Below are 22,146 nucleotides of genomic sequence, written 5' to 3' on the forward strand. Positions count from 1 at the left end.
GCCGTCACTTGCAGCTGTTCTTACTGCGGGTTGGCACGGGTACTGGACAGCAGTTGTTTGAGATTGGCCGCCTTCGGCTTGACCAGCCAGAAGCGCCGCACGTAGTCGTCCAGGTTCTCGGAGAGCTCACGCCCCCACTCGCTGCCGGTTTCCTCCACGTACTCGCCCAGGACCCGCGCCAGATGGCTGCGGTAGGCCTCCATCGCCTCACCACTGATACGCTGGATTTCCACCAGTTCGTGGTTGAGCTTGTCGACGAAGCTATTGTCCATGTCGAGCACGTAGGCGAAGCCGCCCGTCATGCCAGAACCGAAGTTGTAACCGGTCTTGCCCAGGACGCAGACAAAGCCGCCGGTCATGTATTCACAGCAGTGATCGCCGGTGCCCTCTACAACAGCGTGGGCGCCGGAGTTACGCACAGCGAAGCGCTCGCCCGCGGTGCCGGCGGCGAACAGCTTGCCGCCGGTGGCACCGTACAGGCAGGTGTTGCCGACAATGGCGCTGTGCTGGGTTTCGAATGGGCTGCCGGCAGGCGGCACGATGGTCAGCTTGCCACCGGTCATGCCCTTGCCGACGTAGTCGTTGGCATCGCCTTCCAGGTGCAGGTTCAGGCCACCGGCGTTCCACACGCCGAAGCTCTGGCCCGCGGTGCCCTTGAAGCGGAAGGTGATCGGCGCTGCAGCCATGCCCTGGTTGCCGTGCAGCCTGGCGATTTCGCCGGAGATGCGCGCACCGATGGAGCGGTCGCAGTTGCAGATGTCGAGGCTGAACTCGCCACCGGCCTGATCGCGGATCGCCGGCAAGGCCATGGCGACCATCGCCTCGGCCAGTTCGCCCTGGTCGAACGGCGGGTTCTTGTCGACTTCGCAGAACTGCGGCTTGTCGGCCGGGATGTGCGAGCTGCCCAGCAGCGGCGACAGGTCAAGGTGATGCTGGCGCTCGGTGTCGCCCGGCAGCACGTCGAGCAGGTCGGTGCGACCGATCAGCTCGCCCAGGCTGCGCACGCCGAGCTTGGCCAGCCACTCGCGAGTCTCTTCGGCGACGAAGGTGAAGAAGTTGATCACCATGTCGACGGTGCCGATGTAGTGATCCTTGCGCAGCTTGTCATTCTGCGTGGCGACGCCCGTGGCGCAGTTGTTCAGGTGGCAGATGCGCAGGTACTTGCAGCCCAGGGCGATCATCGGCGCGGTGCCGAAGCCGAAGCTCTCGGCGCCGAGGATGGCGGCCTTGATCACGTCCAGGCCGGTTTTCAGGCCACCGTCGGTCTGTACCCGCACCTTGCCGCGCAGGTCATTGCCACGCAGGGTCTGATGGGTTTCGGCCAGGCCCAGTTCCCACGGGGCGCCGGCGTATTTGATCGAGGTCAGCGGCGAAGCGCCGGTACCACCGTCATAACCCGAGATGGTGATCAGGTCGGCATAGGCCTTGGCCACGCCGGCGGCGATGGTGCCGACGCCAGCTTCGGCGACCAGCTTGACCGAGACCAGCGCCTGCGGGTTGACCTGCTTGAGGTCGAAGATCAGCTGGGACAGGTCTTCGATCGAGTAGATGTCGTGGTGCGGCGGTGGCGAGATCAGGGTCACGCCTGGTACGGCGTAGCGCAGCTTGGCGATCAGGCCGTTGACCTTGCCGCCTGGCAGCTGGCCACCCTCGCCGGGCTTGGCGCCCTGGGCGACCTTGATCTGCAGCACTTCGGCGTTGACCAGGTACTCCGGCGTCACACCGAATCGGCCGGTGGCCACTTGCTTGATCTTCGAGCTCTTGATGGTGCCGTAGCGGGCCGGGTCTTCGCCGCCCTCGCCAGAGTTGGAGCGCGCGCCCAGACGGTTCATCGCCTCGGCCAGGGCCTCGTGTGCCTCCGGCGACAGGGCACCGAGCGAGATACCGGCAGAGTCGAAGCGTTTGAGGATCGCCTCCAGCGGCTCGATCTGGTCCAGTGCCAACGGCTGGTCGGCCACCTTGACCTTGAGCAGGTCGCGGATCATCGACACCGGGCGCTGGTCGACCAGCGTGGTGTATTCCTTGAACTTGGCATAGTCGCCCTGCTGCACGGCGGCCTGCAGGGTGTTCACCACGTCGGGGTTGTAGGCGTGGTATTCGCCACCATGGACGAACTTCAGCAGGCCGCCCTGCTGGATCGGCTTGCGTGCGCTCCAGGCTTCGGCGGCCAGCAGTTTCTGGTCGCTTTCCAGGTCGGCGAAACGGGCACCCTTGATACGGCTCGGCACGCCGCGGAAGCTCAGGCCGACCACGTCCTCGGACAGGCCGATCGCTTCGAACAACTGCGCGCCACGGTACGAGGCGATGGTGGAGATACCCATCTTCGACAGGATCTTCAGCAGGCCCTTGGAGATACCCTTGCGGTAGTACTTGAAGACTTCGTCCAGGTCGCCCAGTACTTCGCCGGTGCGGATCAGGTCGGCCAGCACTTCATAGGCAAGGTACGGATAGACGGCCGAGGCGCCGAAGCCCAGCAGCACGGCGAAGTGGTGCGGGTCTCGGGCGGTGGCGGTCTCGACCAGGATGTTGCTGTCGCAGCGCAGGCCCTGCTCGGTCAGGCGGTGGTGCACCGCACCGACCGCCAGCGAGGCATGCACCGGCAGCTTGCCTGGGGCGATGTAGCGGTCGCTCAGCACCAGCTGGGTCTTGCCGCCGCGCACGGCTTCCTCGGCCTGGTCGGCGATGTTGCGAATCGCCGCTTCCAGGCCGACGCTCTCTTCATAGTTGAGGTCGATCAGCTGGCGGTCGAAACCTTCGCGTTCCAGGTTCATCAGCGAACGCCACTTGGCGGGCGAGATGACCGGCGAGCTGAGGATCACCCGCGAGGCGTGCTCGGGGGACTCCTGGAAGATGTTGCGCTCGGCGCCCAGGCAGATTTCCAGGGACATGACGATCGCTTCGCGCAGCGGGTCGATCGGCGGGTTGGTCACCTGGGCGAATTGCTGGCGGAAGAAGTCGTACGGCGAGCGCACGCGCTGCGACAGCACGGCCATCGGCGTGTCGTCGCCCATCGAGCCGACCGCTTCCTGGCCTTGTTCGCCGAGCGGGCGCAGCACCTGGTCACGCTCCTCGAAGGTGACCTGGAACATCTTCATGTACTGCTTGAGTTGGTCGGCGTCGTAGCTGGCCACGCCCTGGTCGTCGCTCAGGGTCGCCTGGATGCGTGTGGCGTGCTGGCGCAGCCAGCGCTTGTACGGGTGGCGCGACTTCAGACGGTTGTCGATGGCGTCGGTGTCGAGGATCTGCCCGGTCTCGGTGTCCACGGCGAGAATCTGGCCTGGGCCGACACGGCCCTTGGCCAGGACTTCCTCGGGCTGGTAGCCCCACACGCCGATTTCCGAGGCGATGGTGATGTAGCCATTGGTGGTGGTCACCCAGCGCGCCGGGCGCAGGCCGTTACGGTCGAGCAGGCACACCGCGTGGCGGCCTTCGGTCATGACGATGCCGGCCGGGCCGTCCCACGGCTCCATGTGCATGGAGTTGTATTCGTAGAAGGCGCGCAGGTCGGCGTCCATGGTCTCGACGTTCTGCCAGGCCGGTGGTACCAGCATGCGCACGCCGCGGAACAGGTCGATGCCGCCGGTGACCATCAGCTCCAGCATGTTGTCCATGCTCGAGGAGTCGGAACCGACACGGTTGACCAGCGGGCCAAGCTCTTCGAGATCGGGGATCAGGTCGTTGGCGAACTTGGTGCGTCGGGCCATGGCCCAGTTGCGGTTGCCGGTGATGGTGTTGATCTCGCCGTTGTGGGCGAGGAAGCGGAAGGGCTGGGCCAGCGGCCACTTCGGCAGGGTGTTGGTAGAGAAGCGCTGGTGGAACACGCAGATCGCGGTCTGCAGGCGCTCATCGCCCAGGTCCGGATAGAACGCCGCGAGATCGCGCGGCATCATCAGGCCTTTGTAGATGATGGTCTTGTGCGAGAAGCTGCAGATGTAGTGGTCGGTGTCGTGGGCGTTGGCCACGGACGAACGGCGACGGGCACTGAACAGCTTGATGGCGAATTCCTGGTCACTCAGGCCTTCGCCGCCGATGAACACCTGCTCGATCTGCGGCAGGCGCTCCAGGGCCAGGCGGCCGAGGACGCGGGTGTCGATCGGCACCTTGCGCCAGCCGACCAGCTTGAGGCCGGCGTTGACGATCTCGCGGTCCATGTTGGCGCGGGCGGCCTGGGCTTTGACCGGGTCCTGGTTGAAGAACACCATGCCGACGGCGTACTGCCTGGGCAGCTCGACGGCGAAGTGCTCCTGGGCCACGGCACGCAGGAATTGATCGGGCTTCTGCATGAGCAGACCGCAACCGTCACCGGTCTTGCCGTCGGCGTTGATGCCGCCGCGGTGGGTCATGCAGGTCAGCGCCTGCATGGCGGTTTGCAGAAGGTGGTGACTCGGCTGCCCCGTCATATGGGCGATCAGGCCGAAACCACAGTTGTCCTTGAATTCTTCGGGATGGTACAGACCTGTTTTCATAGACACTTTCTCACCAGGTTCACCTCTCAACCGGAGGCAAATCTCTTTTTTAACAACCACTTACCATCCACGCCGATCAAACGCCAGCTTTTTTGCGGTGGTCATGGAAAACCATTGTTGCACAGCGACAGCGATGCCCACAAATTTTCATGTCTCACCATTGAAAATTTATGTCGCAATTTTGAATGTTTTTGCGCCATGCGCCGTGATAGCGGCTAGGCTGGAGTCTGAAGCGTTTCAGCCATGACTGCAACACAGGGCTTGTGGCCGGCAGTCTGGGACAGAAAAGCCTGCCGCGCTCGGGCGCAGCAGGCTGATCGAAAGCTAGAAGTCGCTCAGCAACTGGGCGGCGGGGTGGTGCCGCCCGGAAGGTATCAGCGGGCCGTGGCCAGCTCTTGTTGGACGCTGCCGACGGTACGTGGCCAAGGTTTACCAGCCTGGACCTTGGCTGGCAAGTTCTTGATTGCCGCAGCGGCGGCGTCGCGGCTGGCGAAGTTGCCGTAGGTGACGACAAACAGCGGCTTGCCCTGCAGGTTTTTCTTGAAGTAGCGATAGTCGCCACCCTGCGCCTTGACGAACGACTGGGCCGACGCCTCGGAGCTGGTGCCGAAGATCTGCACCACGTAATTGCCCGGTTTCTGGCCGGCATACCAGCTGCTGTTACCGGCGCCGCCTGCGGTTGGTTTCTCGGCAGGCTTGCTGGCGGGCTTGGCGCTGGCGACCTGGGTCGGAGCCGGAGTCGGCTTTGCAGGTGCAACCGGTTTTGCCGGCTGGGTTGCGACAGGCTTCGACGCAGGCGCAACCGGCTGTACCGGAGCGGTGGTCACCGGCTGGGCAGGGGCCGGTGCCGGGCTGGCGGTGGCACCTTGTGGCGGCGCGATGGTGGTCACGGTCGGCGGCACGGCGGCCGACGGCGCGGCAGGCTGCAGGGCGGTATCGCCCGCTGGCCCACCCTCTTCGCCTTCGCCCATGCCGGCGGCCTGGGCCAGCGGCTCACGCATCACCGGCTGCGACTGGCCGACCAGCGGCAGCGGCATTGGCTGCGAGGAACCGGAGAACTCGATGGCGGGCGCGCCGCCGTTCGCACCCTGTCCGAGCGGCAGCTGGGCCTGGGCGGCCGGTGCCTCGGTCGGGGCCTTGTCACCCTTCTTGGGCATCAGGACCGCCGCGCCAACGGCGACCACGACCACAGCGGACAACGCGAGCACGTGTTTCTTAGGCATTTTGAACCCCATGGATGGTCGCTTGACCGTGGTACGGCTGGCGATCATGGCTTCGATCAAGGTATCGCGGGCAACCTGGTTGATGTTCCCAGGCCAACCGTCGGAGTTTTCGTGGATGTCGACGATCTGCTCGGCGCTGAACACCTCGATGCCCCGGCCGGCGCCCTCCAGGCGCTGCTCCAGGTACTCGCGGGTCTCTTCCTCGCTGTACGGGGCCAACTCGATGACATGGAAGCGCTCGCCATCGGTATTGAGTTCTTCCAGCCCGGCAATCAGCGAAGGCTCGCCGAACAGGAACACATGCGGGCGCCCTTCGGCCACGCCTGCCGCCAACTCCAGCAACGCTTGGAGTGCCGACTCGTCGAGTTGTTCCGCATCGTCCACCAGCAGATAGACTTCCTGGCCGGTCAGCGCCAGCTGCACTACCTGCGACAGGATCGCCTGCACCTCCGGTTGCGCCACGTTCAGCGACTGCGCCACCTGGCCCAGCACGCTGGCTGCGTCACTGGCGCCACGGGCGGACACCACCACGCTCTGCACCGACTGCTTGTTGGTGCTGGCCACCAGGGCCTGGCGCAGCAGGGTCTTGCCGCTGCCCACCGGGCCGCTGACCACCAGCATCAGCTGGCTGTAGCGCGCCAGGTGGTGCAGCTGGCCGAGCACGGGTTTGCGCTGGGCGGGGAAGAACTTGAAGCCGGGCACTCGCGGTGCGAACGGATCGTGGCTCAACTGGTAATGGTCGAGGAACGCCTCATCGGCATGCAGACTGGTCATTGCGTTGTCACAACCTCAAAGCTGGGCCACGATCGCGCGGTAATCCGCCGCCAGGGTGGCCTGTAGAATCTCTGTCGAATAGTCGTCGGTGACGACGGCCTCGCCCAGCTGGCGCAACAGCACCAGGCGCAGGCGCCCGTCGAGCACTTTCTTGTCGACCGCCATGTGCTCCATGAAATGCGCCGGGGTCATTTCCTGTGGTGGCACCACCGGCAATCCTGCGTCCTGCAGCAGGCGAATTCCGCGATCACGCGCCGGCTGGTCGATCCAGCCCAGGCGCATGGACATTTCCAGGGCCATGACCGTACCCGCCGCCACGGCTTCGCCGTGCAGCCAGACGCCATAGCCCATGTGTGTTTCGATGGCATGGCCGAAGGTATGGCCAAGGTTGAGCGTGGCACGCACGCCCGATTCGCGCTCGTCGGCGCCGACCACGGCGGCCTTGGCCGCGCAGGAGCGACGGATGGCCTCGGTCAGGGCGACGCAATCCAGGTCACGCAGCGCCTGCATATTGTCTTCGAGCCAGGCGAGGAACGGCTTGTCGCAGATCAGGCCGTACTTGATGACTTCGGCCAGGCCCGCGGACAGCTCGCGTCCGGGCAGGGTCTTCAGGCTGGTGGTGTCGATCAGCACCGCGTTGGGCTGATAGAAGGCACCGACCATGTTCTTGCCCAGCGGGTGGTTGATGCCGGTCTTGCCGCCCACCGACGAGTCCACCTGGGACAGCAGCGTGGTCGGCACCTGGATGAAGTCGACGCCGCGCTGGTAACAGGCTGCGGCAAAGCCGGCCATGTCGCCGATCACGCCGCCCCCCAGGGCGACCACGGTGGTGCGACGGTCATGGCGGGCGGTGAGCAGCGCATCGAAGATCAGCTGCAGGGTTTCCCAGTTCTTGTGGGCCTCGCCGTCGGGCAACACCACGGGCAGCACCGAGTAGGCACCCAGGGTCTTGCTCAGGCGTTCGAGGTACAGCGGCGCGACGGTCTCGTTGGAGACGATGGCGACCTGCCGTCCGGCAATGTGCGGCGCCAGCAGCTCGGGCTGGTCCAGCAGGCCTTCGCCAATGTAGATCGGGTAGCTACGTTCGCCCAGGTCGACCTTTAGTGTCTGCATGTATCCCCACAATGTGCTTGGACGCGCGGCGGTGCGGCCCCGCGCGGTGACGTTCAACCCCGTCTCGGCGTTGGTCGCCGAGGATAGACCCCGCTCAGCGGGGCGGCAACTTCTGCAGGCGCTCGAGAATGTCGAGCACCACCATGCGTGGTGGCCGTTCGTCGGTTTCCACCACCAGGTCAGCGATTTCGCGATAAAGCGGGTCGCGTGTCTCCAGCAGGGCGCGCAACGTGGCTTCCGGGTTGGCGGTGCGCAACAGCGGCCGGTTGCGATCACGTGAGGTACGCCCCACCTGCTGCTCCACCGAGGCGTGCAGGTAGACCACCCGCCCGCCGGCACGCAGCGCCGCACGGTTGGCGTCGCGCATCACCGCGCCGCCGCCGGTGGCCAGGACCACGCCATCGAGCGCGCTGAGCTCGGCGATCATCGCCTGCTCGCGGTCACGAAAGCCCGGTTCGCCTTCCTTGTCGAAGATCCACGGGATGTTGGCGCCGGTTCGCAGTTCGATTTCCTTGTCGGAATCCTTGAACAGCAGGCGCAGCTCTTTGGCCAACAGGCGCCCGATGGTGCTTTTACCAGCGCCCATGGGCCCCACAAGTATCAAATTTCGCACAGAATCAACGACTCACAGCAATCGCCTGGTCACTCATGATACGCGGAGTCAGGAAGACCAGCAGCTCGGATTTTTTCTCTTGTAATGCATCGCGTCGAAACAGCCGTCCAACATACGGCAGATCGCCGAAAAATGGCACCTTGTCGACCACTTTGTTCTGCGACGTCGAGTACACGCCACCAATCACAATGGTCTGCCCATCGGTTACCCGCACCTTGGCATTGACCTCGTTCTTGCGAATCGGCGGCACATCGTTGAGGGCATTGATGAAGTCCGGCTCGTCCTTGGTCACCCGCACCGCCATGATCACCTTGCCGTCCGGCGTGATCTGCGGGGTCACCTCCAGCGACAGGGACGCCTCGCGGAAGGAGACCGACGTGGCGCCGCTGCGGGTGGTTTCCTGGTAGGGCACTTCGGTGCCCTTGAGGATACGCGCGGTTTCCTTGTCGGCCGTGACCACCTTGGGCTGGGAGATGATCTCGCCATTGCCGCTTTTTTCCATGGCGCTGAGCTCCAGGTCGAGCAGGATATCGCTGCGCAGCAGCCCCACCCCGAGCCCGGCACCAGCCCGCTCGACCCCGAGGTCGACGAACAGGTTGCTGCCCAGCCGGCGCTCCGCGCCATACAGCGGTCCACCCCAGCGCACGCCCAAGGCCTTATCGTAATCGACATTGGCCTCGACGATCCGTGCCTCGATCATGACCTGGCGCACCGGCACATCCAGCTGTGTGACCAGCCTGCGCAGTTCGGCGAGCCGGGCGGCAGGCTGGGTGGCTACCAGTGTATTGGTGCGTACATCCACACTGAGGCTGCCACGCCCGGCCAGGGCACCGTCGTCAGCCAGGCTCGCCAGCAACAGCTCCGCCAACTCGCCGGCCTTGGCATGGAACACAGGGATCAACTCACGCTGCAGAGGCTCCAGCAATACCTCCTGACGCATGTCCTGGGCTTGCCCGGCGAGCTCGGCCAGGGGAGCGACCAGCAGCACATTCCCCTCCTGGCGCCTGCCCAGCCCCTTGCTGCGCAACACCAGGTCAAGCGCCTGGCCCCAGGGCACATCCTCCAGACGCAGGGTTATCCGCCCCTGCACCGAATCGCCGGCCACCAGGTTGATGCCCGCGTGGTCGGCCATGACCTGGAGCACCGAACGCAGTTCGACATCCTGGAAGTTGAGCGACATCGGCTCACCCTGAAACGTCTCGGCCTGCGCCATCTGCAGCCCCAGCATCAATAGCGCGCCGCTCCACCCTCTCGTCGGTCTCATCCCTGACCTCTCCTTGCTCACGCGTTCCAAGAACCAGATACCTGGGGCGCGCCTGCCAGCGCCCATCGATGTAGAACCGCTCGTGGACCTCCACCCGGTCGAATTCGATGGCTACCACGACACCCCCTTCGAGCCCCAACCGCTCGCCCTGCGCAATCCGATACAGGCGACCTCCCGAGCGCAGCAAGGCCTGTCGCCACCCTGCCCGCGATAGGCTGCCGACCATCTCAAGTCGTGCCAAAGGAACATGCGCCAGGTCACCGCCCTCTCTGGGAGGCGACCAGGCCCGGAACGGATCGAATGCCGTCTTCTTCGACAAGATTGCCTGGGCCGGCTCATCCGCCAATGACGCCGGGACCGGCAGCTCTTCTCCGGGGTGGTAGGCATGTAGTCGTAGCTGAGCATCAACTCGCCCAATCCCCTCATCCTTCAGGACCAGCCTGAGCCGCTCCACATTCAGCAGACGCAATTGCCGCAGCCATTGCTCCAGCCACAGACGCAGCGCCGGATACTGTCCCGACACCGCGATTTCCAGCGGTTGCACCCGATACACTGAAGCCTGCTGTGCCTCCTGCACTTCGACTCGCTCGAATACCAGGCCATGCTCATGCCCCGATAACGCCAGCTGATCGAGCAGCTCGCTCATGCCCTCTCCCGCGGCCAGCCGCCATCGTGCCGCCTGCAAAAGCACCCGTGCGTGCTCGAGCGCCTGCTGCTCGACACCCAGTTCGACGAGGCGCGCCCCGCGCTCCTCCAGTTCGTCCTGTAGCTGGAGCTGCAGTCGGACAGACTCGACATGCCCCTGAACCGGATCACGCAGACGAACCAGGTAGCCCACGCAAGCAACCATGAGCACGAGCGCCAGGCACACCATGGCCCTCACCACTCCCGACCGGCCAGCCAACGCCTGCCAGTCAAGGGGCCAGAGGCGGTTCACGACTCGCCCGCCAGCAATCGCGCCGCCAGCAGGAACTCGTCCCCCTGGACATGGCGCCTGATGTGAACGAGCTCGAGGTTCCGCACCATGCCCACTTGCTCCAGATCGCGCATGAACCGGGCGACCACCGACGCGGAGGCCGCCAGGCCGCCCAGGCGCAGGCGCCCCGCCTCAACATCCACCTCCGTCAAGCGAGCGCCTTCTGGCAGGGCCTGCTCAAGGGCGAGGAACAGGCCGGGCATCTGCGATCGCCCGGCGTCCAGTGCGGACACTGCGGCATGCTCGGCCTGCAACGCCGCCCGCCTGCCGCGCAGCTGATCGACCTGCCTCAAGGTGGCATCGAGCCGCTCAAGCTCCGCCTGATGCGAGGCGACGACCAGTGATTGCCTGGCCAGACGCGACCGCGCCATCTGATCGAGCCATATGACCCCGCACAGTGCCACTACCAGGGCGACAACCAGCATGATCTGAAATCGTCGCACAACCCTGGCCCTACGCTGCTCGCGCCAAGGCATCAGGTTCAGTCTCGCCATCATGCCCGGCCTCCCATGGCCAGCCCGCAGGCCAGGACCATCGAAGCTGCGCGCAGGCCATCCCTCTCCAGCAGGCCGGCCAGAGGGAGTGGGCAACCCACCTGGCATTTCACACCCAAGTGCTCTCGCAAATACGCCGCCCGGTCCTCATCAGCAGCGCAGCCGAACAGGACAACTTCCTCTACGGGCGCCCGTTCACCCAACCGCCAGAGATCATCGACAGCCTCACTCCATTGCGCCGGCGAGCCCAGGGCGAGCCGCTGTCGTTGCGGCGCGGGGCTGCCGTGCCAGCGGTGCATGACCACTTCGCCCGGCTCCAATTGCAGCAGTACCGCTCCACGAGCCGGCACCTCAGGCAGCAATGCTCGCCGTAGCGCGAAGCTGTCTACCTCCACGGCCTCAAGCTGCAATCCGGCCCTGGCGAACACCCGCTCCAGCGGATCGAGCTGGCTTTGCCGGCAAGCCACCACCAGTACCTCGAACTGTCCGGGATCGTCAGCGCATGCACCCTGCACCCAGAAGTCCAGGGCGAGATCCTCCAGCGGAAAAGGGAACAGCTGTTCGGCCTGAACCAGCACGGCGGCCTCGACATCAAGGTCGGTCAGCCCGGCAGCTACCCGGCACACCTTGCAGATCACCTGGGAGGCGGGCAATGCCAGGGCGATCCGGAACTGCCTCGTCCGACATTGATCATGGGCCCGCCGCAATCCCATGACCAACCCCTCTGCCTCGTCGGATGCGGCACTGTCAGGCAGCGCAGGCTCGAAGCGCTCCTGCGCCCAGCCCTGCACACGCCAACCGCCGCGCTGGCGATGCAGATGCAGCATTCGTATGGAGTCGGAGGCAATTTCCACCCCCAGCAGTGAACCGGCGTCCCTACCAAAGCGTCCAAGCATGGCTGTTTCTTCCTGGTCATCGGCAGCCCGCGCCGTTGCGGCGCGAGCGCTCGTCCCGCGTCCCGGGCGGTCACCCGGCGGGACGAAAAATGCTTATAATGGCCAGCGTTTTTCTGTCCGCCGGCCCCGCGCGCAATCCACTCCTCAACCTGGACACCCAAAAGCCTTGATACGTCTGCTGAAGTTCTTCTGGTGGTCTCTCGTCGCCGTCATCTGCGCGCTCGTGCTCGGTGTGAGCGGTGCGTTTCTGTATCTTAGCCCCAGCCTGCCCTCGGTCGACTCGCTCAGAAGCGTCCAGTTGCAAATCCCCCTGAGGGTGTACAGCAGCGACGGCAAGCTGATTGCCGAGTTCGGCGAAATGCGGCGCTCGCCGATCAAGTTCCAGGAAATTCCCCCACAGTTCATCCAGGCGCTTCTGTCCGCCGAAGACGACAATTTCCTCAACCATTACGGGGTCGATCCGAGCAGCCTGATGCGCGCGGCATCGCAGTTGCTCAAGTCCGGGCATATCCAGACCGGCGGCAGCACCATCACCATGCAGGTGGCGAAGAACTTCTTCCTCAGCAGCGAGCGCAGCTTCTCGCGCAAGACCAACGAGATCCTGCTGGCCCTGCAGATCGAACGCGAGCTGACCAAGGACGAGATCCTCGAGCTCTACGTCAACAAGATCTACCTCGGCAACCGCGCCTATGGCATCGATGCCGCAGCGCAGGTGTACTACGGCAAGTCGATCCGCGACGTGAGCCTGGCGCAGATGGCGATGATCGCCGGCCTGCCCAAGGCGCCATCGCGCTTCAACCCGCTGGCCAACCCGGTACGCGCCAAGGAGCGCCGCGACTGGATCCTCGGGCGCATGTACAAGCTCGGCAAGATCGACGAAGCCAGCTACCAGGCGGCCCTGGCCGAACCGCTGAACGCCAGCTACCACGTGCCGACTCCGGAGGTGAACGCCCCCTACGTCGCCGAGATGGCCCGCGCCGAGATGGTCGGCCGCTACGGCAGCGACGCCTATACCGAAGGCTTCCGCGTCACCACCACGGTCCCGAGCGACATGCAGCAGATGGCCAACAGCGCGGTGCTCAACGGCCTCAGCGAGTACGACGAGCGCCACGGTTACCGCGGCCCCGAGGCACGCTTCCCGGGCAAGACGCGCGCGGCCTGGTTGCAGGAGCTGGGCAAGCAGCGCACCCTCGGCGGCCTGGAGCCGGCCATCGTCACCCAGGTCGAGAAGACCGGCCTGAAGGTGATGAGTCGCGGCGGCCTGGAAGAGAATGTGGCCTGGGACACCATGAAATGGGCGCGCCCGTACCTCAACAGCAACTCGCAGGGGCGCTCGCCGCAGTCGCCGGCCGACGTGGCTCAGGTCGGCGACCTGGTACGCCTGCAGCGCCTGGAGGATGGCAAGCTCAAGTTCAGCCAGGTGCCCGGCGCCCAGAGTGCCCTGGTCACCCTCGACCCGTACAACGGCGCCATCCGCGCCCTGGTCGGCGGCTTCTCCTTCGAGCAGAGCAACTACAACCGCGCCATGCAGGCCAAGCGCCAGCCGGGTTCGAGCTTCAAGCCCTTCGTCTACAGCGCCGCGCTGGACAACGGCTACACCGCCGCCAGCCTGGTCAACGACGCGCCGATCGTGTTCGTCGACGAGTACCTGGACAAGGTCTGGCGTCCGAAGAACGACACCAACACCTTCCTTGGCCCGATCCGCATGCGCGAGGCGCTGTACAAGTCGCGCAACCTGGTCTCGATCCGCCTGCTGCAGGCCATGGGCGTGGACCGCACCATCGACTACATCGCCAAGTTCGGTTTCAACAAGCAGGACCTGCCGCGCAACCTGTCGCTGGCACTGGGCACCGCGACCCTGACGCCGATGGAGATCGCCACCGGCTGGAGCACCTTCGCCAACGGCGGCTACAAGATCAGCCCCTACCTGATCGAGCGCGTCGAAAGCCGCAACGGCGAAACCCTGTTCACCGCCAACCCGGCACGGGTGCCCCAGGGCAGCCAGGACCAGGCCGGCCTCGCCGCCCCCGAGCAAGCGATCAGCGTCGCGCCAATGCCGGGTGAAGCACCGTCGGCCCTCGGCCAGGCAGCCCCGGCAGCGCAAGTGCCTGCCGTGGCCGAGCAGATCATCGACGGCCGCACCTCGTACATTCTCACCAGCATGCTGCAGGACGTGATCAAGCGCGGCACCGGCCGTCGCGCCCTGGCCCTCGGCCGTGCGGACCTGGCGGGCAAGACCGGTACCACCAACGAGTCCAAGGACGCCTGGTTCTCCGGCTACAACGCCGACTACGTCACCACCGTCTGGGTCGGCTTCGACCAGCCGGAAACCCTGGGCCGACGCGAGTACGGCGGCACCGTGGCGCTGCCGATCTGGATGAGCTTCATGGGTGCGGCGCTGAAGGACAAGCCTGAGCACGCCCCGGCCGAACCTGAAGGCATTCTCAGCCTGCGCGTCGACCCGGTCAGCGGCCGCGCCGCCACGCCGGGCACGCCGAATGCCTACTTCGAACTGTTCAAGGCCGAGGACTCGCCACCGTCCGTGGACGAGCTAGGCAATGGCGCGGCACCTGGCAGCCCGCTGCCGGCAGATGAAGCGGCGCCGATGGACCTGTTCTGACCAGGTAAACGACAAACCTCAAAGGCAACTTCGATCCTGTGGGAGCGGGTTTACCCCGCGAAGGCTTCAGCGAAGCCAACGATGCTTTCGCGGGTAAACCCGCTCCCACAATGGCTTCGGTGAATCCAAAAGCAAACAAAAAGCCCCGACTCTCACGAGCCGGGGCTTTTTCATGACGCTACGACCGGATCAGCCGTTGAACACGTCATCCACGCTTTTCAGCGGGTAGTGCTTCGGATACGGCAGGGTAGCCACGCCGGATTCGATGGCGGCCTTGGCCACGGCATCGGAAACCACGGTGATCAGGCGAGCATCCAGCGGCTTCGGAATGATGTACTCACGACCGAACTCCAGGGCCTGCACGCCGTAGGCGTCGCAGACTTCCTTCGGTACCGGCAGTTTGGCCAGGTCCTTCAGGGCGACGGCGGCGGCAATTTTCATTTCTTCGTTGATGCGCTTGGCGCGAACGTCCAGGGCACCGCGGAAGATGAACGGGAAGCCCAGTACGTTGTTGACCTGGTTCGGGTAGTCGGAACGACCGGTGGCCATGATCACGTCGCTGCGGGTGGCGTGAGCCAGTTCCGGGGCAATTTCCGGGTCCGGGTTCGAGCAGGCGAACACGATCGGGTTGGCGGCCATCGACTTCAGGCCTTCGGCGCTCAGCAGGTTCGGACCGGACAGACCGACGAACACATCAGCGCCATCCAGGGCATCGGCCAGGGTGCGCTTGTCGGTGGCGTGGGCGAACTGGGCCTTGTACTGGTTCAGGTCGTCGCGGCCAGCGTGGATCACGCCGCTGCGGTCGATCATGAAGATGTTCTCGACCTTGGCACCCATGCTCACCAGCAGCTTCATGCAGGAGATGGCGGCGGCGCCGGCGCCCAGGCAGACGATCTTCGCCTCCTCGAGCTTCTTGCCGGCGATTTCCAGGGCGTTGATCATGCCCGCGGCGGTAACGATGGCGGTACCGTGCTGGTCATCGTGGAACACGGGAATGTCGCACTGCTCGATCAGGGTGCGCTCGATCTCGAAGCACTCAGGTGCCTTGATGTCTTCCAGGTTGATGCCGCCGAAGGTGATGGAGATGCGGCGAACGGTGTCGATGAAGGCCTGTGGGCTCTCCGACTCGACTTCGATATCGAACACGTCGATACCGGCGAAACGTTTGAACAGAACACCTTTGCCTTCCATCACCGGCTTGGAGGCCAGCGGGCCGAGGTCGCCCAGACCGAGGATGGCGGTGCCATCGGAGATCACCGCAACCAGGTTGCCCTTGCCGGTGTACTTGTAGGCCAGCTCCGGATCACGGCCGATCTCGCGCACGGGTTCGGCGACGCCTGGGCTGTAGGCCAGGGCGAGGTCACGGGCGGTGGCGGTGGGCTTGGAGAGCTCGACGCTCAGTTTCCCCGGACGGGGCTGGGCGTGGTATTCGAGAGCGGCGGTTTTCAGGTCTGACATGATGGGCATTCCGCTGTTTACTGTTCTGACGGACCGCCGAGGATACGCAAAGAGCCGGGGGGCGACAAGACTGCCCGGTCACTATGTGTCAAGGCCTTTGGCCTACGACTTTACGCTATAACCCACGGGGCTTACGGAAGCCAGTGTGTACAATCCAGCATAAGAATGTCTACAACTATTTAGCCTGGAACAGTCGCCAGCATGCTCGGATCGGTCAATGGCAACAGCCAGCGTCGCTGCCCGGGCTTGAGCCCGCCCTTGCGGGATCGATCCAGCACCCAGCCACGCGCCTCGACCTGGCGTCCCTTGAGGTTAGCGAAGAAGCTGGCGGGAAAGCGCTGCTGCAGACGAGCGGGGATCTGCAGCACTACCGCATCGTCGAGCTCCAGCCAGATACCGCCGCGGTTGCGCTCGATACCCTTGATCTGGCCGCCGATCACGGCAAAACCGGACTGCCTGACATCCCCCGCACGTACAACCGGCGACTGTCGCCACAACCCGGTTCCGGCGTTGCGCGCCTGCTGCTCGGCCTGTTGCTGACAGGCCGACAAGGCCACGTTGGGGGCGATGGCAACCCGGTAGCCAAGGCCTTCGCTGAGCAGTTGTGCTTCGAGATTGTCGCCAGTACGGCTATAAATGTGCGCCAGGGTACGACCGTACTTGTCCTTGGGCTCTTCGCCCGGAACCAGGCCGACGCGGCCATCGCTGGCCTCGACCAGCGCCTGCAGGCGCCGCTTCGCGGCCTCGGCGTAGGGCTCGCTGGTGCGGCCCTTGCGACCGATCTCGGGCGCATTGATGCCGATCAGCCGCACATTGCGTCCGTCACTCAGGCGCAGGGTATCGCCATCGACCACCTGGCGCACCATCACCTGCTGCGGCTGCTCGGGCAACGGACAGAACGCCAGGGCCGGAAAATGCCAGATCGCGCCCACAAAAAAGGCGCCCACAAGGGGCGCCTTCTTTTGCAGCAACGCGAACCTCGAAAGATTCGCCATGCGCATGATTACTTCTTGGCACCGAACATGCCGAAGCGATCGGCGAACTTCTGTACGCGACCACCGGTGTCCAGGACTTTCTGCTTACCGGTGTAGAACGGGTGGCACAGGTTGCAAACGTCGATCGACAGGACGCTGCCCAGGGTCGAACGGGTTTCAAACTTGTTGCCGCAGCTGCAGGTGACTGCAACTACTTCGTAGTTCGGATGAATATCTGCTTTCATGGTCACTTCCTCGAGCTGCGTGCCGCCACCCAACACCAATTGTTGAATACCGCACGTAATTAGGCGGCGAATAATACCAGAGCGCGGCTGCAGCGCAAGTTGTCGCTTGCACCGACCGTCGTCTGCTAGGCTCGTCTGCTTTGTGAAACGCCCTCCAGAGACTTTCCGCGTGTCCGACGTCATCCTGCGCCTTGCCCTGCCCTCGCCCCTGCGTCGCCTGTTCGACTACCGGGCGCCCGCGAGCATGGCCCGCCAGGCGTTGACTCCAGGCATGCGCATCCGCGTGCCGTTCGGTCGCCGCGAGATGATCGGCGTGCTGGTGGAGGTCGCCACGCACAGCGAAGTCCCCGCCGACAAGCTCAAGCCGGCCAGCGCCCTGCTCGACCCGGTTTCGCCCGTGCCGCCTGCGCTGTTCAAGCTGTGCCTGTGGACAGCCCAGTACTACCAGCACAGCCTGGGCGACACCTTGAGCTGGGCCCTGCCGACCCTGCTGCGCCAGGGCGAGCTGGCCGAGGCGCGCCAGGAGCGCTTCTGGCACGTCGCCCCCGGGGCACGCCTGGAGGACCCGCGCATCGCCCGCGCCCCGCGCCAGCGCGATGCCCTCAAGACCCTGTCGCAGCACCCTCACGGCGTGGCCCACAGCCTGTTGAGCAAGCTCGGCCTGAACAAGGACAGCCTCGACCTGCTGCTGGCCAAGGAACTGGTGACCGTCGAGATCCGCCGTCACCTGCCCGCCGCACGCCACGAGCACTGGCTGGCCCAGCCGGAGCTGCCGCTCAACGAGGAGCAGCGCGCGGCGTTCGAGGCGGTGCGCGCAGGCTTCGGCGCCTTCCACGCCTACCTGCTGGCCGGCGTTACCGGCAGCGGCAAGACCGAGGTCTACCTGCAGCTGATCCGCGAAACCCTCGAAGCCGGCAAGCAGGCGCTGATCCTGATCCCCGAGATCAATCTCGGCCCGCAGACCCTGCAACGCTTCGAGCAGCGCTTCAACGCCCGCATCGCCCTGCTGCACTCGGCGGTGGGCGACCGCGAGCGCCTGGACGCCTGGCTGGCGGCCCGCGACGGCGACGCCGACATCATCATCGGCACCCGCTCGGCGCTGTTCACGCCAATGAAGAACCCGGGCCTGATCATCATCGACGAGGAGCACGACGGCTCCTATAAACAGCAGGAAGGCCTGCGCTACCACGCCCGCGACCTGGCCGTGGTCCGCGCCCATCAGGAGAACATCCCGATCCTGCTGGGCTCGGCCACACCGTCACTGGAAAGCCTGCACAACGCCCATAGTGGCCGCTACGGCCTGCTGCGCATGAACCAACGCGCCGGCGGTGCCAAGGCACCACGCTTCCTGCGCCTGGATGTGCGCAGCCTGCCGCTGGACAGCGGCATCAGCGGCCCGCTGCAACAGGCTATCCGCCAGACCCTGGAGGCTGGGCAGCAGGTGCTGGTGTTCCTCAACCGCCGCGGCTTCGCCCCGACGCTGCTCTGCCATGACTGCGGCTGGCTGTCCGAGTGCCCGCGCTGCGATGCGCGCATGACCGTGCACCAACGCTCTGCCGTGCTGCGCTGCCACCATTGCGGCTACGACGAACGCCTGCCGTTGCAGTGCCCACAGTGCGCCCACGTCGACCTGCGCCCGGTGGGGGCCGGTACCGAGCGCGCCGAAGAGCGGCTCAAGGTGCTGTTCCCCGACTACCCGATCCTGCGCGTGGACCGCGACAGCACCTCGCGCAAGGACGCCATGCACAACCTGTTCGCCACCATCCAGCGCGGCCAGCCGAGCATCCTGGTAGGTACCCAGATGCTGGCCAAGGGGCACCACTTCCCCCGCGTCACCCTGGTGGCGATTCTTGATGCCGACGGCGGACTGTTCTCCGGCGACTTCCGCGCCAGCGAGCGCATGGCCCAGCTGATCGTCCAGGTCGCCGGTCGCGCCGGACGCGCCGAGGAACCGGGCAAGGTCATCGTGCAGACCCACCTGGCCGACCATCCGCTGCTGGTGCAACTGACCGAGCAGGGCTACTTCGCCTTCGCCGAGCAGGCCCTGAGCGAACGTCGCGCCGCCGGCCTGCCGCCGTTCGCCCACCTGGCCCTGCTGCGTGCGGATGCGCACAAGCCGGGCCAGGCCGAGAGCTTCCTCGACGAAGCCTGCGCCGCCGCCGAGCGGGTCATGGCCGAACAGGGCCTGCACGGCATCGAGCTGCTGGGGCCGGTCCCGGCGCCCATGGAACGACGGGCGGGCCGCTTCCGCGCGCAACTATTGCTCCAGGCCAATGCCCGGGCTCAGTTGCATCGACTGATCAGTGCCTGGTTGCTAGTGTTGGAGCAGATGCCATCGGGGCGGCAGGTGCGCTGGTCGCTGGATGTCGATCCGGTGGACCTGTACTGAGAGATTGAACGGTCCGTGGGAGCGGGCTTGCCCCGCGATTGCGCCCATCGCGGGGCAAGCCCGCTCCCACGCCTGACCAGCGATACCGGCCAAAAGGTTGGCAACCCGCCCCCGGCAACGGATAATGCCCAGTTTTTCCACCTGCGCATCGAAGCGCTCCACCGCGCTTGCGGTCGAAAAGAGAATCCCATGAAAGACACCATTCGCCAGCTGATCCAGCAAGCCCTCACCCAACTCGCCACCGACGGTGTGCTGCCTGAAGGGCTGACGCCGGCGATCCAGGTGGAAAACGCCCGGGACAAGACCCACGGCGACTTCGCCAGCAACATCGCCATGATGCTGGCCAAGCCGGCCGGCATGAAGCCGCGCGATCTGGCCGAGAAGCTGATCAACGCCCTGCCGAAAAGCGACGACATCAGCAAGGTCGAGATCGCCGGCCCCGGCTTCCTGAACTTCTTCCAGAACACCGAGGCCCTGGCCAATCGCCTCGACGCCGCCCTGGCCGACGAGCACCTGGGCGTGCGCAAGGCCGGCCCGGCCGAGAAGGTGGTGATCGACATGTCGGCGCCGAACCTGGCCAAGGAAATGCACGTCGGCCACCTGCGCTCGACCATCATCGGCGACAGCGTGGCGCGCGTGCTGGAATTCCTGGGTGATAACGTCATCCGCCAGAACCACGTTGGCGACTGGGGTACCCAGTTCGGCATGTTGATGGCCTACCTGCAGGAAAACCCGATCACCAGCGATGAGCTGTCTGACCTGGAAAACTTCTACCGCGCAGCGAAAAAGCGCTTCGACGAGTCTGAAGAATTCGCCACCCGCGCCCGCGGCCTGGTGGTCAAGCTGCAGGCCGGCGATCCGGACTGCCTGGCGCTGTGGACGCGCTTCAAGGACATCTCGCTGTCGCACTGCCAGAAGACCTACGAACTGCTCAACGTCAAGCTGACCATGGCCGACGTGATGGGCGAGAGCGCCTACAACGCCGACCTGGCCAACGTGGTCGCCGACCTCAAGGCCAAGGGCCTGCTGGTCGAGGACCAGGGTGCCCAGTGCGTGTTCCTCGAGGAATTCAAGAACGCCGAGGGCGAGCCACTGCCGGTGATCGTGCAGAAGGCCGACGGCGGCTACCTGTACGCCACCACCGACCTGGCCGCCGTGCGCTATCGCAGCAACAAGCTGCAGGCCGACCGCGCCCTGTACTTCGTCGACCAGCGTCAGGCCCTGCACTTCAACCAGGTGTTCGAAGTGGCCCGTCGCGCCGGCTTCGTCGGCCATCCGATGAAGATGGAGCACATGGGCTTCGGCACCATGAACGGCGCCGATGGCCGCCCGTTCAAGACCCGTGATGGCGGTACCGTCAAGCTGATCGACCTGCTCACCGAAGCCAAGGACCGCGCCTACGCGCTGGTCAAGGAGAAAAACCCGTCGCTGGCCGAGGACGAACTGCGCCACATCGGCGAGGTGGTCGGCATCGGCGCGGTCAAGTACGCCGACCTGTCCAAGCACCGCACCAGCGACTACAGCTTCAACTTCGAACTGATGCTCAATTTCGAAGGCAACACCGCGCCGTATCTGCTGTACGCCTACACCCGCGTGGCCGGCGTGTTCCGCAAGCTCGGCAAGGGCTTCGCCGAAGTCGACGGCAGCATCGTCCTGCAGGCAGCGCACGAGCAGGACCTGGCCGCGCGCCTGGCGCAGTTTGGCGAGATCCTCAACAACGTCGCCGAAAAAGGCACGCCGCACGTGCTGTGCAGCTACCTGTACGACCTCGCCGGCCTGTTCTCCAGCTTCTACGAGAACTGCCCGATCCTCTCTGCCGAAACCACCGAACAGCAGCAGAGCCGCCTGCGCCTGGCCGCCCTGACCGGCCGCACCCTCAAGCAGGGCCTGGAACTGCTCGGCCTGGAAACCCTGGAGCGCATGTAAGTTGGCTGCAAAGAAGAAACCCGCACCCAAGCGCGGCGCCAGCCGTTCCCAGCCGCCTGCCAGCAAGCAGCCGATCCCGGGCTGGGTGTGGCTGGCGGTTGGCCTGACGGTCGGCGCCTTCATCGTTTTCCTGATGAAGCTCGAGCCGGGCGGTGACGACATCAAACGCACCAAGCCCGAGCAGCACAAGCCGGAGAAAGTCGCCGAGGCGAGCAAGACCACCACGCCGACGCCACAGCAACCGGTGAAGCCGAAGTACGACTTCTATACCCTGCTGCCGGAGTCGGAAGTGATCGTGCCGCCCGAGGCCGTGCCGGAGAAAACCCCGCCGGTACCGGCGCAGCCGCCTGTGCCTAGCACGCCGGTCACGCCAGCGGAAGCGGCGAAGATCGACACCGCCCGCGCCCAGGCCGCGCTGCTGGGGCAGACGCCGCCACCGGCACCTCCGGTGATCAAGCCGGCAGCCACCACCCAGTTCTTCCTGCAGGCCGGCTCGTTCCGCAAGCAGGCAGACGCCGACAAGGTTCGCGCGCAGATCATCCTGCTCGGCCAGGCGGTCAAGGTGGAGTCGGGCACGGTCAAGGAAGAAACCTGGTACCGCGTGATGGTCGGCCCGTTCAGCAACCGCGAACAGCTGACCGTGGCGCAGAAGCAACTGGCCGGGGCAGGCTTCAGCAACCTGCTGCTGCAACAGCGGCGCCAGTAACGAAAAAGG

At 65.3% G+C, this 22,146-nt stretch carries 15 protein-coding genes; 4 read left to right on the forward strand and 11 right to left on the reverse strand.

The window, feature by feature from the left end:
* Nucleotides 1–20 precede the first annotated feature (20 nt).
* The 8 genes from gltB to pilM form a co-directional block, all read right to left on the reverse strand.
* Nucleotides 21–4,466 carry a glutamate synthase large subunit gene (gltB, locus tag ACZ899_RS17645; RefSeq protein ID WP_234561586.1) on the reverse strand — a complete coding sequence of 1,482 codons (4,446 nt, stop codon included), beginning with the start codon at nucleotides 4,464–4,466 and terminating at the stop codon, nucleotides 21–23.
* Between the two features lie 374 nt (nucleotides 4,467–4,840).
* Nucleotides 4,841–6,463 (reverse strand): AAA family ATPase, encoded by a 1,623-nt coding sequence (locus ACZ899_RS17650; RefSeq protein ID WP_234561585.1) that lies wholly within the window; start codon nucleotides 6,461–6,463, stop codon nucleotides 4,841–4,843.
* 15 nt (nucleotides 6,464–6,478) lie between these two features.
* On the reverse strand, nucleotides 6,479–7,576 hold the full coding sequence (gene aroB, locus ACZ899_RS17655) for a 3-dehydroquinate synthase (RefSeq protein ID WP_234561584.1): 1,098 nt from the start codon (nucleotides 7,574–7,576) through the stop codon (nucleotides 6,479–6,481).
* A gap of 94 nt (nucleotides 7,577–7,670) precedes the next feature.
* On the reverse strand, nucleotides 7,671–8,189 hold the full coding sequence (gene aroK, locus ACZ899_RS17660) for a shikimate kinase AroK (protein WP_186712005.1): 519 nt from the start codon (nucleotides 8,187–8,189) through the stop codon (nucleotides 7,671–7,673).
* 4 nt (nucleotides 8,190–8,193) lie between these two features.
* On the reverse strand, nucleotides 8,194–9,417 hold the full coding sequence (locus tag ACZ899_RS17665) for a type IV pilus secretin PilQ (protein WP_234561606.1): 1,224 nt from the start codon (nucleotides 9,415–9,417) through the stop codon (nucleotides 8,194–8,196).
* On the reverse strand, nucleotides 9,374–10,327 hold the full coding sequence (locus ACZ899_RS17670) for a pilus assembly protein PilP (RefSeq protein ID WP_234561583.1): 954 nt from the start codon (nucleotides 10,325–10,327) through the stop codon (nucleotides 9,374–9,376). Before ACZ899_RS17670 ends, ACZ899_RS17665 begins: the two co-directional genes overlap by 44 nt.
* A 59-nt stretch (nucleotides 10,328–10,386) precedes the next feature.
* Nucleotides 10,387–10,854, reverse strand: a complete 468-nt coding sequence (locus ACZ899_RS17675) for a PilN domain-containing protein (protein WP_234561582.1) — start codon at nucleotides 10,852–10,854, stop codon at nucleotides 10,387–10,389.
* A 68-nt stretch (nucleotides 10,855–10,922) separates the two neighbouring features.
* The gene (gene pilM / locus ACZ899_RS17680; RefSeq protein ID WP_234561581.1) at nucleotides 10,923–11,819 is read right to left on the reverse strand and encodes a type IV pilus biogenesis protein PilM; all 897 of its coding nucleotides are present in this window, start codon (nucleotides 11,817–11,819) and stop codon (nucleotides 10,923–10,925) included.
* Between the two features lie 169 nt (nucleotides 11,820–11,988).
* Between pilM and ACZ899_RS17685 the strand changes: the two genes are divergently transcribed.
* Nucleotides 11,989–14,439, forward strand: a complete 2,451-nt coding sequence (locus tag ACZ899_RS17685; protein WP_442799981.1) for a penicillin-binding protein 1A — start codon at nucleotides 11,989–11,991, stop codon at nucleotides 14,437–14,439.
* Nucleotides 14,440–14,628: 189 nt separating this feature from the next.
* On the opposite strand, the gene ACZ899_RS17690 is transcribed toward ACZ899_RS17685, so the two are convergent.
* The 3 genes from ACZ899_RS17690 to rpmE form a co-directional block, all read right to left on the reverse strand.
* Nucleotides 14,629–15,897, reverse strand: a complete 1,269-nt coding sequence (locus ACZ899_RS17690; protein ID WP_234561580.1) for a malic enzyme-like NAD(P)-binding protein — start codon at nucleotides 15,895–15,897, stop codon at nucleotides 14,629–14,631.
* Nucleotides 15,898–16,076: 179 nt separating this feature from the next.
* Complete coding sequence (locus ACZ899_RS17695; protein ID WP_234561579.1) at nucleotides 16,077–16,898, reverse strand: thermonuclease family protein; 822 nt, start codon at nucleotides 16,896–16,898, stop codon at nucleotides 16,077–16,079.
* A 2-nt stretch (nucleotides 16,899–16,900) separates the two neighbouring features.
* Nucleotides 16,901–17,116, reverse strand: a complete 216-nt coding sequence (gene rpmE, locus ACZ899_RS17700) for a 50S ribosomal protein L31 (RefSeq protein ID WP_234561578.1) — start codon at nucleotides 17,114–17,116, stop codon at nucleotides 16,901–16,903.
* A 169-nt stretch (nucleotides 17,117–17,285) separates the two neighbouring features.
* On the opposite strand from rpmE, the gene ACZ899_RS17705 reads away from it, so the two are divergent.
* The 3 genes from ACZ899_RS17705 (at nucleotide 17,286) to ACZ899_RS17715 (ending at nucleotide 22,137) form a co-directional block, all read left to right on the forward strand.
* On the forward strand, nucleotides 17,286–19,505 hold the full coding sequence (locus tag ACZ899_RS17705; protein WP_232854905.1) for a primosomal protein N': 2,220 nt from the start codon (nucleotides 17,286–17,288) through the stop codon (nucleotides 19,503–19,505).
* 189 nt (nucleotides 19,506–19,694) lie between these two features.
* Nucleotides 19,695–21,431: an arginine--tRNA ligase gene (gene argS, locus ACZ899_RS17710; RefSeq protein WP_234562127.1), complete on the forward strand. Its 1,737-nt coding sequence runs from the start codon at nucleotides 19,695–19,697 to the stop codon at nucleotides 21,429–21,431.
* A gap of 1 nt (nucleotide 21,432) precedes the next feature.
* The gene (locus ACZ899_RS17715; RefSeq protein ID WP_096049169.1) at nucleotides 21,433–22,137 is read left to right on the forward strand and encodes an SPOR domain-containing protein; all 705 of its coding nucleotides are present in this window, start codon (nucleotides 21,433–21,435) and stop codon (nucleotides 22,135–22,137) included.
* The last annotated feature ends 9 nt before the right edge of the window (nucleotides 22,138–22,146 follow it).

The organism is Pseudomonas sp. TE31087, assembly GCF_057284075.1.